This window comes from Pseudonocardia yunnanensis, from assembly GCF_039534065.1.
GTDB classification, from domain to species: Bacteria; Actinomycetota; Actinomycetes; order Mycobacteriales; family Pseudonocardiaceae; genus Pseudonocardia; species Pseudonocardia yunnanensis.
Genome location: NZ_BAAAUS010000047.1, coordinates 1 through 13,372 on the forward strand (window position 1 = coordinate 1; position 13,372 = coordinate 13,372).

The following is a 13,372-nucleotide window of genomic DNA, read 5'->3' on the forward strand; positions in this document are numbered from 1 at the left end:
TGGTGGTCAAGTGGGCACCGCTCCACCCTGCCCACTTGACAACCACGGCTACATATCAGGTCTGGATGGGCGGGCCGTTCGTCCAGCAGGGCCCGGGTCCCGTCCGCATCGCAGGCTTGCTCGTGGATCGCACCAACGGCGCGTTGGTCCGGATCGGCGGGGCCGTTCGTCGCGGGTGCGGTGTGCCGTTCAGGCCAGTGTGCTCCGGAGGTTGTCCGCCACCGTGGCCAGGAACTCCTCCGTGGTCCGGTGCGGTGTGCTCTCGCCGATCAGTCGTGCGAGGTCCTGAGTCATGTGCCCGGCCTGCACGGTGTCGATGACCACGCGCTCGAGCGTCTCGGCGAAGCCGATCAGCGCGGCGTTGCCGTCCAGTTCTCCGCGGTGCGCGAGGCCGCGGGTCCAGGCGTAGATCGACGCGATCGGGTTCGTCGAGACCTGTTCGCCCTGCTGGTAGCGGCGGTAGTGGCGGGTGACGGTGCCATGGGCGGCCTCGGTCTCGACGGTGCGCCCGTCGGGCGAGACCAGGATCGACGCCATCAGGCCGGGGGAGCCGAAGCCCTGCGCCACGATGTCGGACTGGACGTCGCCGTCGTAGTTCTTGCACGCCCAGACGTAGCCGCCCTCCCATTTCAGGGCCGAGGCGACCATGTCGTCGATCAGGCGGTGCTCGTAGGTGATGCCCGCGGCGGCGAAGCGGTCCTTGAACTCGGTGTCGAAGACCTCGTCGAACAGGTCCTTGAAGCGGCCGTCGTAGCGCTCGAGGACCGTGTTCTTGGTGGAGAGGTACACCGGGTAGCCGCGGCCCAGCCCGACGTTCAGGGAAGCGCGTGCGAAGTCGCGGATCGACGAGTCGAGGTTGTACATCGCGAGCGCCACACCGGCGCCAGGGGCCTGGTAGACCTCGTGCTCGATCGGCGCGGAGCCGTCCTCCGGGGTGAAGGTGACGGTGAGCCTGCCCGGTCCCGGGAAGCGGAAGTCCGTGGCGCGGTACTGGTCGCCGAAGGCGTGCCGCCCGACGATGATCGGCTTCGTCCAGCCCGGCACGAGCCGCGGAACGGCGGGGACGACGATGGGCTCGCGGAAGATCACCCCGCCGAGGATGTTGCGGATGGTGCCGTTGGGGGAGCGCCACGACTGCTTGAGGCCGAACTCCTCCACGCGCGCCTGGTTCGGCGTGATCGTGGCGCACTTGATGCCGACACCGTGCTTCTTGATCGCCTCGGCCGCGGCCACGGTGACCTGGTCGTCGGATGCGTCCCGCTCCTTGATCGCCAGGTCGTGGTAGTCGATCTGGAGGGCGAGATGGGGGAGGATCAGCATGTCCTTGATCCAGTGCCACATCACCCGGGCCATCTCGTCGCCATCGATCTCGACGACCGTGCCGTCGACCGTGATCTTCGCCATTCGGCAGCCTTCCTATTCGTGTCGTGCCGGTCCTGATCAGGTGCGGGAGAGCGGAGCGTGTGGCCCCGGCGTGGCCTCGTACTCCTCCACGGCGTGGGCGATCCAGCCGGCGCAGCGCGCGATCACGAGGACCGCTTCGCCCGCACCCCGTGGCATGCCGTGCACGAAGCACATCGCCCCGAGCGCGAACTCTGCGTTGGGTGCGAGGCCCCGCCGCTCACGCACCGCAGCGACGACGGCCGTGACGATGCGCTGGCGTTCCGGGTCGCCCTGGCTCGCCGCGAGCAGTTCGAGCAGCAGCGCGGCCCGCGGGTCGGGAACGCGGTAGCGGGGCTGGCCGAAGCCCGAGATCTTGTCGCCGCGCAGCAACCGGTCGGCGAGCACCCGGGACACCGCGGCCACCGTGTCGATCTCCTCCAGCCACGCCTGGACCGCCAACGACGATCCGCCACCCAGGAGCAGGCCGCTGGCCACGCTCATCCCGGCGAGCACCACGGAGTACGGGTCCGCCGCGCTGGCGGCGGCTTCGCGGGCCGCGCGAGTGGACGGTCCGAGGCCGTGCTCGGCGAGCAGCACGAGCGCCGCCGACAGCAGTGCCAGCTGCGCCTCGCGGGGCCGGGCAGGGGTGAGCCGGGACCACAGCCGGGTGGCGAGGTCGTCGGAGCCGTCGACGTCACCGTCGTCGGGCGCCTCCGTCGTGGCGAGCAGGGGCAGCGACTCGACGAACGCGGGGGCAAGAGTGCGAGCCGCGGAGAGGACCGCGGGGCGGGACAGGTCGTAGCGGAACGGGTCGGCGGCCCCGAGCAGGATCGCGGTCGCCTTCAGGCGGTCCAGCGGGAGGCTCGAGCCGGGCATCGCCGCCTGTGTGCGCTGGATCGAGCGGCGCAGCCGGGCGTCGAGGCGGTGGAGACGACCGGGAGCGATGACGCCGGTCCACAGCAGCTCGGCCACCTCCGCGTACGGGACGGACACCGCGAGCTCGGTGGCGTCGAGGCCGCGGAAGAGCAGTCGGTCGTCGGCGATCCAGCCGACGGACGTTTCCGCAGGCGCGGTGCTCGCCGCCTCGGGTAGTCGAAGGTCGAGCGGGAGCGGAGCCGCCAGCGGCCGGGCGCCGCGCCGCCGCGCGAACTCCTCGACCTCGGTGCGCGAGAGCCAGCTGCGCCGGTCGTCGGGGAGGCGGCTGCTGCTGAGCTGGCCGCGGCTGATGTAGGCGTACACGGTGGCCGGCTTGACCCCCAGCAAGCCGGCCGCCTGGGCGATCGAGATGACGTCGCTGCGCGGACCAGCGGAGGTTGACAACGGTGGCCTCCTTCGTCGGTCAGAACGTTGATTAATCAATACACCAGAATGCACGTTTCGTCGACACGGCCGAGTTTGACACCCGCACGAGCAGGTGCTTACGGTCGACACACCAACATTACTCAATGTTGATTGTGTTGATTGTGGAGGTTCAATGCCACGGCACGAGATCGCCGTGATCCGCGGAGACGGCATCGGCCCCGAGCTCGTCGAGGCTGCTCTCACCGTGCTCACCGCGGTGGCGGACCGGGCCGGGCTGGAGTTCGCCCTCACCGAGGTGGACGCGGGGGCGGACGCCTACCGCCGGACCGGTGTCGCCTGCTCGCCACAGGATCTCGAGCTCATGCGCAACGGCGTGGAGGCGACGCTCAAGGGACCGGTCGGCCTCCCCGACGTGCGGCTGCCCGACGGCACAGAGGCGGGGCTGCTGGGTGGCATCCTGCGCGGCGGGCTCGACGCGTACGCCAACGTCCGGCCGGTGCTCGCGCTCCCCGGCATCGATCCGGTCCTGGCCCGTGCCGGGCACATCGACTACGTACTGGTGCGCGAGAACACCGAGGGTCTCTACGCGTCGAGGGGCAAGGGCGTCGGCAACAGGTGGGCGGTGGCCGACACCACGATGACCACCCGCGAGGGAACCCTGCGCGTGTGCCGGCGCGCCTTCGAGATCGCCCGCACCCGCACGGGCGCCCCGGCCGACGGCGTCCGACGGGTCACCTGCGTCGACAAGAGCAACGTGCTGCGCAGCCATGCGCTGTTCCGCGAGATCTTCGGCGAGGTCGCCGCGGCATACCCGGAGATCGCCACCGAGTACCTCTACGCGGACGCCGCTGCTCAGGCGCTCGTCCTGCGCCCGGAGGAGTTCGATGTGCTGGTCATGGAGAACCTCCTCGGCGACGTGCTCAGCGATCTGGGCGGGGCGACCATCGGGGGGATCTCGCTCTGCGCGTCGGGCAACATCGGTGACGGCGCCGCCTACTTCGAGCCCATTCACGGAAGCGCCCCGTCGATCGCCGGGCGGGGTCTGGCGAACCCGGTCGGGCAGATCCTCGCCGCCGCGATGATGCTCGACCACCTCGGTCACCAGCGTTCCGCTGCGGATGTGCGCGTGGCCGTGACCGCCGCTCTCGCCGCCGGGGAGGCCTGTATCGGTTCCGACGGATCGGCTCTCGGCGGCCCGGGCGCGATCGCCGCCGCCGTGGTCGAACACCTGCCCGCTTCGTCCTGACGGGCGTGGCTCTCCCGTCCGCCCCGCCCGCTCCCTGTCCGAAGGAGACGACTCGACGATGAGTTCCCCAGAGCTCGAGTTCACCGGTCGCCGCAGACGTCGCATCATTCTCGCCGCTTCGGCCGGGAACTTCGCGGAATGGTACGACTGGGGCGTCTACGGAGTGGTCGCGACGATCATCGCGACGCAGTTCTTCCCACCGGGCGATGCCGTGGTGGGGCTGCTCAGCACCTACGCCGTTTTCGCGCTCGGTTATCTGGCGCGGCCGTTCGGCGGGATCGTGTTCGGCCGCATCGGCGACAAGTTCGGGCGTAAGCGGGCCCTGTCGCTGACGATCCTGGTGACGTGCGGCGGCACCGCGGCGATGGGTGTGCTCCCGACCTTCGCCCAGATCGGGCTGATAGCCCCGGTACTGCTGGTGATCTGCCGCATGGCCCAGTCGATGGGCGCGGGTGGTGAGTACGCGAGCGCCATCAGCTTCGTCTACGAGCACAGCCCGCTCGGACACCGTGCCCGCAATGTCGCCCAGCTCGTGGCCACCACGTTCGTCGGCATCATGACCGGCACCGTGCTCGCACGTGTCGCCTCCGCCGTGATGAGCAAAGAGGCCTATAACGCCTACGGCTGGCGGATCCTGTTCTTCGTCGCCGTCCCGCTAGCCGCGTTCGGCTTCTACCTCCGGTCCCGGGTGGAGGAGACGCCGGAGTTCGAGGAGCTGGCCCGCGTGCGCCGCGAGACCGCGTCCGAGGCGTCGCCGGTGCGCTCGACCCTGCGTCAGCAGTGGCCCGCGATGACGGTGCTCCTGGTCTGTACGGCCAGCTACGCGCTGATCAGCACCACGATCACCTCCTACCTCACCACCTTCCTGATCGACGTCAACGGGCTCTCCACCGACGACGCCTACAACGCGACGATCCTCAGCAACATCGCGGTGATCATCGCGACCCTGGTGATGGGTGTCGTCTGTGATCGGATCGGGCTCCGCCGCACCCTCACGATCGCCGGCGTCGTGGTCGCCGTCGCCGCGGTGCCCGTGCTGGCACTGGCGGCCCACGGTCTCGCGGGAGGGCTCATCGGTGGGTTCCTCATCGGCGCCTGCAAGGGGCTGCTCGCGGTGCCGGCGCTGCTCGCGCTGAGCGCGATCTTCCCCTCGGCGGTCCGGGTGACGGCCGGTGCGCTGGCCTACAACGTCGCCCAGTCCCTGTTCGGCGGCACCGGCCCGTTCATCGGCGTCTGGCTCAACGACACCACCGGCAGCCCCTACGGCTTCGGCGTGTACCTCGCGGTGCTCGCGCTGGTCACCGTCGTCGGGTCCATCGTGGGCCGCCGGGTGTTCGACCGCCGGTACCCCTCATCGCGCGACACACTCGACGGGCCGGGCCGCAGTGGTCCGGCGGCGCAGCGGATGGCGGACACGGCATGAACAACGACACCTTCGAGGTCATCGAGATCGTCCAGGGTTTTCCCGGACGCAGCACCCGGCACGGCGGGCTCGGCTGGAGCAGTGTCACGCTCCTGCGCGGGACGGACCGGCTGGTGCTGGTCGACTCGGGCAGCTTCGGGATGCGACCGATGCTCGCGGGGCGCCTGCGTGAGCAGGGCGTCGACCCGGCGGACGTGACCGACGTGCTGCTCAGCCACGCCCACTACGACCATGCGGCGAACTACCTGCTGTTTCCCGCGGCCGCGGTGCACATCGGCGCCGACGAGCTGACCTGGGCGCAGGCCACCGGGGCCGCGTTCATCCCGCTCCCCGAGCTGTACGCCAACGACCTGGCCGAGAACCCGCGCACCCACCGGATCCAGCCAGGGCCGGACGGACGTGCGGAGGTCCTGCCGGGGATCACCGCCGTGGCCGCGCCTGGGCACACGCCGGGCAGCCTGGTGTTCCGGGTGAGCGGCGCCGCCGGTCCCGTCCTGTTCACCGGCGACGCCGCGAAGAACCGTGCCGAGCTGTTGTCCGGCGACGTCGACATGACGCTCGACCGCGACGCCAGCAAGCGCACGCTCGCGATGATCCGCGGCCTGTGGCGCGAGGTCCCGGGCACCGTCGTCGTCCCGGGGCACGACGTGCCCATGACCTGGCCGGAGGGGAGCGAGGGCCCGCAGTACGCCGGAGTTCGGCAGGCGGGGATCCAGGCGTGGTTCGGCGACGACCTCGAGAGCACCCACGACGTCGACCTGAGCCGTACCGAGGAGTCCTGATGAACGAGACCACGATCCTGCCCGTCGACGAGCTCGGGGAGCTGGCCGAGGCCGCCCTCCGGGCGTCCGGCGTACCGGCCGGAGACGCCGGTGAGATCGCGCAGGTGCTGGTACTGGCCGACCTGTTCGGGATCCGCACCCACGGCGTCCAGCGGATTCCGCAATACGTCGACCGCGCGCGCCTCGGCGGACTGTCTCCCACGGCAACGGTCACCGTGGAACGCGTCGCGCCTGCGCTCGCCCGGGTCGACGGGGGCAACGGGATCGGTCCGCTCGTCGGTGCGCGGGCTCTGGCGGCGGCTGTCGAGGGGGCCCGCGACGCCGGCATCGGTGCGGCCTTCGCCCGGCACAGCAACCACTTCGGGCCGGTGATGCCGTACCTGTTCCAGGCCACGGAACAGGGCTTCGCGGCGATCATCGCCAGCAACGCCACCACGACCATCGCCCCGTCGGGCGGGCGCGAGGCGCGGGTCGGCAACAACCCGCTCGGCATCGGCGTCCCCGCGCCGGGTGGCGACCCCGTCCTGCTGGACATGGCCATGAGCGTGGTCGCCCGAGCCAAGATCCGTCAGGCCGCCAAGGCCGGCGAGAGCATCCCGGCCACGTGGGCGACCGACCGCGAGGGCGCCCCGACCACCGACCCCGCGGCCGCGCTCGACGGCTTCCTGCTCCCGATCGGCGGGTACAAGGGCTACGGGCTGTCGCTGATGGTCGACCTGTTCGCCGGGCTCCTGTCCGGTGCCGCGTACCTGGACCACGTCAGCTCCTGGAGCGCCGACCCGGGGCGTGCCCAGGACCTCGGGCACGTGTTCATCCTCATCGACACCGCCCGCCTGATGGGTTCCGCCGACCTGGCCGCACGGATGTCGGACTTCGCCGGAATCCTCCACGACACACCGCCGTCCGACCCGGCCACGCCGGTACGGCTCCCCGGCGAGGCCGAGCTCGCGGCCTACCGCCGGCAGCAGCGCGAGGGCGTCGAGGTGTTGCGCGAGGACGTGGCCGCGCTGCGTGAGATGGCGGCGGGATCGGCGTGACGGCGCCCGCGCCCCCGTCGGGTGCCTTCGACTGCCACACCCACGTCTTCGGGCCTTTCGACCGCTTCCCGCTGGCCGCCGACCGCACGTACACACCAGGTCCGGCAGGTGTGACACAGCTGCGCACCCACCTGGACGCCCTCGGTTTCGTGCACGTCGTGCTGGTCCAGCCCAGCCCCTACGGGTCGGACAACTCGTGCCTGGTCGATGCCCTCTCCCAGCTCGGGCCCCGCGCCCGCGGGGTGGCGGTGACCGACCCCGGCGCGACGGATGCCGAGCTGGGCGCCCTGCACCGGGCCGGCGTGCGTGGGGTCCGGGTCAACCTGCACAGCCGGGGTAACGGCCCAGCGATCAGCGACCTGCTGCCCGCCGCCGGTGAGCGCGTCGCAGCGCTCGGGTGGCACGTGCAGGTGTTCGCCGACGCGGAGACGCTGCTCGAGGCCGCCGGGACCATCGCCGGGATGCCGGTTCCGGTCGTCATCGACCATCTCGGGTTGCTCCCCGGACCAGGCCGGGCGCTCGACGCGATGTGCGAGCTTCTGGAAGAGGCGCACGTCTGGATCAAGATGTCCGCCCCCGAACGTGCCACCGACAACGCAGACGGCCCCGAGGCGGCCGCGGTCGCGCGCGCCCTGCTGGCAGCCGCCCCCGACCGTACGGTGTGGGCGTCGGACTGGCCGCACACCGACGGGCGGGACCGGCGGGATCCGCTCGCCGTCGAACCCTTCCGTGAGGTGGACGACCGGGCGGCTCTCGACCGGCTGTGGCGCTGGTGCGCAGGCGAGCAGGCCTGGCAGGCCGTGCTCGCCGACAACCCGGGGCGCCTCTACGGGAGCTCGATCCCGGGCTGATGCCGCTGCTCGGGCCTCGCTCGCGCCCATCGGTTGTCGTTTCCCGGTGGCCGATGTAGGAGTTGACCTTCGCGAGCTCGAGGGGGAGAAATGGCCGAGGTGGACGCCGCAACGGACCGGGTGGTCGAGGGGGCGGTGCGCAAGGCCATGTGGCGGCTGCTGCCGTTCCTCGGCCTGTGCTACCTGCTGAACTACGTGGACCGCGTGAACGTCGGGTTCGCCGCGCTGAAGATGAACCCCGACCTCGGACTCTCCGCGGCCGCGTACGGCCTCGGCGCCGGGCTGTTCTTCATCGGCTACTTCTTCTTCGAGGTGCCCAGCAACGTCATCCTGCACCGCGTCGGTGCTCGCATCTGGATCGCCCGAATCATGATCACGTGGGGCGTGGTCGCCTCCGCCACGGCATTCGTGCAGGGCGAGATCAGCTTCTACATCGTGCGATTCCTGCTCGGCATCGCCGAGGCCGGCTTCTTCCCGGGCATCATCCTGTACCTGACCTACTGGTTCCCGCGGGCACAGCGGGCGAAGGTCGTGGCGCTGTTCTTCCTGGCGGTGCCGCTGTCGTCGGTGCTCGGGGCGCCGATCTCCACGCTGCTCATCCAGAACGGTGACGGGGCGCTCGGGTTCGACGCGGGGTGGCGGTTCATGTTCTTCGTCGAGGGCATCCCGGCGCTGCTCGTGGGCGTGCTGGTCCTCGTGCTGCTGCCGGACCGCCCGACGCGGGCCCGCTGGCTCTCCGGAACGGAGCAGCAGGCACTGGAGCGGCGGATCGCCGACGAGGATGCCGCCCAGGTGCCGCAGGAGACGGGGCTGCTCGCCGGCCTGCGGGACCGGCGGGTCGTCGCGCTCTCGGTCATCTACTTCGGGGTCGTGTTCGGGCTCTACGTGCTCGCGTTCTTCCTTCCGCAGGTGGTGTCGGACCTGCAGGAACAGTTCGGCGTCCGGTTCTCGCTCGTCGAGATCGGGCTGATCACGGCCGTGCCGTACGTCGTCGCGTCGGTGGTCATGGTGCTGAACGCCCGGCACTCCGACCACACTGGCGAGCGGCGGTTGCACGTCGCTGTGCCAGCGTTCCTCGGGGCGGCGGGCGTCGCGGTGGCGCTGTACCTCGACTCGCCCTACCTCGTGATGGCGGCGATGACGCTGTGCGCTGTGGGCGTCTACTCGGCGATCCCCGTGATCTGGCAGCTGCCGAGCGCGTTCCTCACCGGCGTCGGGGCGGCGGCGGGGATCGCGCTGATCAACTCGTTCGGGAACCTGAGCGGCTTCGTCGGCCCGTACCTCACCGGCTGGCTGCAGGACCTCACCGGGAGCTTCCGGGCGGGCATGTTCGTGGTGGCCGCGTTCATGGTGCTGGCCGGAGTGATCGTCCTGCTGGTCGGGCGTGAGCCGAACGAGGGGGCCGCCGGTGCGACCGGCAGGGCGGTGGGGCGAGGATGACGGCGGGAGGGCCACCACCACCGCACGGGAGGACCAACCGATGACCCAGACGCCCGATCTCCAGCCGCGCAGCCGCGATGTCACGCAGGGGCTCGAACGCGCGGCCGCGCGCGGGATGCTGCGGGCCGTCGGTATGCGCGACGAGGACTTCTCCAAGCCGCAGATCGGCATCGCCTCGAGCTGGAACGAGATCACGCCCTGCAACCTCTCCCTGCAGCGCCTCGGCGTCGCGTCGAAGGAGGGTGTGCACCGGGCGGGCGGCTTCCCGATGGAGTTCGGCACGATCTCGGTGTCCGACGGCATCTCGATGGGCCACATCGGCATGCACTGGTCGCTCGTGAGCCGCGAGATCATCGCCGACTCCGTCGAGACGGTCGTGCAGGCCGAGCGGCTCGACGGCACGGTGCTGCTCGCCGGGTGCGACAAGAGCCTGCCCGGGATGCTGATGGCGGCCGCGCGGCTCGACCTCGCCGCGGTGTTCGTCTACGCGGGCTCGATCCTCCCCGGCTACGTGAACGGCCGCGAGGTCAACATCGCCGACGCGTTCGAGGCGGTCGGTGCGTGCGCCCGCGGCCTGATCTCCCGCGAGGAGGTCGACGCGATCGAGCGCGCGATCTGCCCCGGCGAGGGCGCCTGCGGCGGCATGTACACGGCCAACACCATGGCGTCGGCCGCCGAGGCGCTCGGCATGGCTCTGCCCGGGTCGGCGAGCCCGCCCGCGGTGGACCGGCGGCGGGACGGGATCGCGCGCGCGTCGGGTGAGGCCGTCGTCGCGATGATCGAGAAGGGCATCACCGCCCGGCAGATCCTCACCCGTGAGGCCTTCGAGAACGCGATCGCCGTGGTGATGGCCTTCGGCGGCTCGACGAACGCGGTGCTGCACCTGCTCGCGATCGCCCACGAGGCGGGCGTCCCGCTGGAGCTCGACGACTTCAACCGCATCGGCGACCGCGTGCCCCACCTGGCCGACGTCAAGCCGTTCGGGGCGCACGTGATGTCCACGGTCGACCAGGTCGGCGGCGTGCCGGTGGTGATGAAGGCGCTGCTGGAGGCGGGGCTGCTGCACGGCGACGCGCTCACGGTCACCGGCGCCACGCTTGCGGAGAATCTCGCCGCGATCGACCCGCCCGACCTCGACGGCACCATCCTGCGGGCCCTCGACAACCCGATCCACCCCACCGGCGGCATCACGATCCTGCGCGGCTCGCTCGCCCCGGAGGGGGCCGTGGTGAAGAGCGCGGGCTTCGACTCGTCGCGGTTCGAGGGCACGGCGCGGGTGTTCGACGGAGAGCAGGGCGCGATGACGGCCGTCGAGGACGGCACGCTCCAGCCCGGCGACGTCGTCGTGATCCGCTACGAAGGCCCGCGCGGGGGTCCGGGCATGCGGGAGATGCTGGCCGTCACCGGCGCGATCAAGGGCGCCGGGCTGGGCAAGGACGTCCTGCTGCTCACCGACGGCCGGTTCTCCGGCGCCACCACCGGGCTCTGCGTCGGGCACGTGGCACCGGAGGCCACCGACGGCGGCCCGATCGCCTTCGTTCAGGACGGCGACACGGTCGTGCTCGACATGCAGCGGCGCACCCTGGACCTGCTGGTGGACGACGCCGAACTAGCCCGTCGCCGCGAGGCATGGTCACCGCCCGAGCCGACACTGCGCACGGGAGTGCTGGGCAAATACGCAAAGCTGGTCGGCTCCGCAGCCCAGGGAGCCGTCTGCACCTAGTCGCATCGTGGAGCCGTAATGCTGTGACTTGCCGCGTCTGAACAGCACTACGGCTCCAACATGCGGGTCTACTTAGACGGCGCAGGAGCCGTCCGTGCAGGCACTGCCGTCGGGCCCGCCAGCCGGGGTCAGTACCTGTCGCGGGTGGCTCTTTGCCCACGCCGTGTCCAGCACTTCGAGCAGCGTCTCGGCAGGCTGGGCGCCGGACACGCCGTACGTGCGGTCGATCACGAAGAACGGCACCCCGTTGATGCCGAACGCCTGGGCCTGGCGCTCGTCGGCGCGCACCTCGTCGGCGAAGCGGTCGGACGCGAGGACCGCCCGGGCCTCGTCGGCGTCCAATCCGGCCTCGGCGCCGATCCGCACCAGCGTCTCGGGGTCGCCGATGCGCTCGCCCTCCGTGAGGTAGGCGCGGAACAGCCGTTCCTTCACGGCGTCCTGGACGCCGCGCTCCGCTCCGAGGTGGATCAGCCGGTGGGCGTCGAAGGTGTTGCCGCCGCGGGCGTGCTCGAAGTGGAACTCCCAGCCGTCCGCCGCGGCGGTCTCCGTCATCTGGCGGTGCATCCCGTCGGCCTGCTCCCGCGAGACGCCGTACTTGGACGCCAGGTGCTCGGCCAGGTCACCCTCGCGCTCCTGGGGCGCGCCCGGGTCGAGCTCGAAGCTCCGCCACGTGACCTCGACCTCGTCACGGTGCGCAAACTGCGCGAGCGCCTTCTCGAACCGGCGCTTCCCGATCGCACACCACGGGCAGACGACGTCCGACCAGATCTCCACCTTCATGCCGGGATCAACCGGGCGTGGCGGACGCTTGTTCCAACACCCCCCGCGGGACCAGGGTGATCGCCCGGCCGTCGACGAGCACCAGCACCGGACCGTCACCGTCGAGCCGTGCCCTGGCGTCCGCGAGGTTCTCACCGGCGCCGACCGCGGCGGGTGCGGGCCCAGCGTGCGTGGCCACGTCGTCGCCGGCGTGGGCGGGGTCGGCAGCCACGAGTGTGCGCAGGTGGGCGGGCTCGACCACGCCGAGCACCTCCGGCGCGGAGCGCGTCGGCGCGTCGGACTCGCGCGCGACGACGACGGCCACGAGCCCCTCGGGATGCGCATCGAGGACGGCAGCGACCGTATGCCCCGCATGCGCGACCGCGAGGCCCCGCTGCGCCACGACGTCGCGCACGAACGGACCCTGCGGGGCGTCGAGGAACCCCAGGCGTGTCATCCAGTCGTCGTCGAAGTACTTGGAGAGATAGCTGCGCCCGGAGTCGGGCAGGATCGCCACCACCACGTCCTCGGGACCCAGCGCCGCTGCCACCCGCAGCGCCGCGGCCACCGCCGTGCCGGCCGAGCCGCCGACGAGCAGCCCCTCCTCACGCGCGAGTCTGCGCGCCACCAGCAGCGACTCCCGGTCGGGAATGCGCTCGAACCTGTCGACCACGCCCTGGTCGTAGGCGGTCGGCCACACGTCCACCGGGGAGGCCGGGTGCAGGTAGTGCCCGATGCTCTCCACGAAGTACGGGCTACCGTCGCCGCCGGAATACACCGACGTGGCAGGGTCAGCGCCGATCACGGTGACCCCGTGCTGCTTGAGGTAGCGCCCGGTGCCGCTGATCGTGCCGCCGGTGCCGACGCCCGCAACGAGGTGCGTGACCCGCCCGCCGGTCTGCTTCCAGATCTCCGGCCCGGTGGTCAACTCGTGGATCCGCGGGTTGGCCGGGTTGTCGTACTGGTTGGCGTGCCACCCGCCGGGCGTCTCCTCGGCGATGCGCCGGGCCATGTTGTTGACATGGTCGGGGTGATCGCGCGGCACCCTGCCCGAGGTCTGCACGACCTCCGCGCCGTACGCCCGCAGCAGTGCCACCTTCTCCCGCGCGATCGTGTCGGGAACCACGACGATCGTCCGGTAGCCGTGCTGGGCGGCCACCATGGCGAGCCCGACGCCGGTATTGCCCGAGGACCCCTCGACGATCACGCCCCCGGGCCGCAGATCACCGAGCCGCTCGGCTTCCCGGATCATGGCCAGCGCGGCCCGGTCCTTCACGCTGCCGCCGGGGTTGGCGAACTCGACCTTGACGTAGACGGCGGCCGGGAGCCCCTCGGTGATCCGGTTGAGCCGGAACAGAGGAGTGTCACCGACGGCGTCGAGCACGGACTCGTGAACGCTCACGATGGCCAATTGTCCCTCCGAATG

The 13,372-nt window shown here is 71.3% G+C and carries 11 protein-coding genes; 7 read left to right on the top strand and 4 right to left on the bottom strand.

Features of this window, described 5'->3' with window-relative positions; genetic code table 11:
* Window positions 1-189 precede the first annotated feature (189 nt).
* Window positions 190-1,404, bottom strand: coding sequence for an NADP-dependent isocitrate dehydrogenase (locus ABD743_RS36010; RefSeq protein WP_344727820.1), 1,215 nt, complete (start codon window positions 1,402-1,404; stop codon window positions 190-192).
* A gap of 36 nt (window positions 1,405-1,440) precedes the next feature.
* A complete protein-coding gene (locus tag ABD743_RS36015; RefSeq protein ID WP_344727822.1) occupies window positions 1,441-2,703 on the bottom strand; it encodes a citrate/2-methylcitrate synthase in 1,263 nt (420 codons plus the stop codon).
* A 154-nt stretch (window positions 2,704-2,857) separates the two neighbouring features.
* Between ABD743_RS36015 and ABD743_RS36020 the strand changes: the two genes are divergently transcribed.
* The 7 genes from ABD743_RS36020 (at window position 2,858) to ilvD (ending at window position 11,187) form a co-directional block, all read left to right on the top strand.
* Window positions 2,858-3,931, top strand: a complete 1,074-nt coding sequence (locus ABD743_RS36020; RefSeq protein WP_344727823.1) for an isocitrate/isopropylmalate dehydrogenase family protein — start codon at window positions 2,858-2,860, stop codon at window positions 3,929-3,931.
* A 58-nt stretch (window positions 3,932-3,989) separates the two neighbouring features.
* Window positions 3,990-5,354, top strand: coding sequence for an MFS transporter (locus tag ABD743_RS36025; RefSeq protein ID WP_344727824.1), 1,365 nt, complete (start codon window positions 3,990-3,992; stop codon window positions 5,352-5,354).
* Window positions 5,351-6,136, top strand: coding sequence for an MBL fold metallo-hydrolase (locus ABD743_RS36030; RefSeq protein ID WP_344727826.1), 786 nt, complete (start codon window positions 5,351-5,353; stop codon window positions 6,134-6,136). Before ABD743_RS36025 ends, ABD743_RS36030 begins: the two co-directional genes overlap by 4 nt.
* The gene (locus ABD743_RS36035) at window positions 6,136-7,173 is read left to right on the top strand and encodes an Ldh family oxidoreductase (RefSeq protein ID WP_344727827.1); all 1,038 of its coding nucleotides are present in this window, start codon (window positions 6,136-6,138) and stop codon (window positions 7,171-7,173) included. Before ABD743_RS36030 ends, ABD743_RS36035 begins: the two co-directional genes overlap by 1 nt.
* Complete coding sequence (locus tag ABD743_RS36040; protein ID WP_344727829.1) at window positions 7,170-8,024, top strand: amidohydrolase family protein; 855 nt, start codon at window positions 7,170-7,172, stop codon at window positions 8,022-8,024. The genes ABD743_RS36035 and ABD743_RS36040 overlap by 4 nt, the downstream gene beginning before the upstream one ends.
* Window positions 8,025-8,114: 90 nt before the next feature.
* Window positions 8,115-9,464 (top strand): MFS transporter, encoded by a 1,350-nt coding sequence (locus ABD743_RS36045; protein WP_344727830.1) that lies wholly within the window; start codon window positions 8,115-8,117, stop codon window positions 9,462-9,464.
* A 40-nt stretch (window positions 9,465-9,504) separates the two neighbouring features.
* The gene (gene ilvD / locus ABD743_RS36050) at window positions 9,505-11,187 is read left to right on the top strand and encodes a dihydroxy-acid dehydratase (RefSeq protein ID WP_344727831.1); all 1,683 of its coding nucleotides are present in this window, start codon (window positions 9,505-9,507) and stop codon (window positions 11,185-11,187) included.
* A 72-nt stretch (window positions 11,188-11,259) separates the two neighbouring features.
* Here ilvD and ABD743_RS36055 read toward each other — a convergent pair whose 3' ends face one another.
* Both ABD743_RS36055 and ABD743_RS36060 read right to left on the bottom strand, forming a co-directional pair.
* Window positions 11,260-11,967 (bottom strand): DsbA family oxidoreductase, encoded by a 708-nt coding sequence (locus ABD743_RS36055; protein WP_344727833.1) that lies wholly within the window; start codon window positions 11,965-11,967, stop codon window positions 11,260-11,262.
* Between the two features lie 7 nt (window positions 11,968-11,974).
* Window positions 11,975-13,348, bottom strand: coding sequence for a PLP-dependent cysteine synthase family protein (locus ABD743_RS36060; protein ID WP_344727834.1), 1,374 nt, complete (start codon window positions 13,346-13,348; stop codon window positions 11,975-11,977).
* Window positions 13,349-13,372 lie beyond the last annotated feature (24 nt).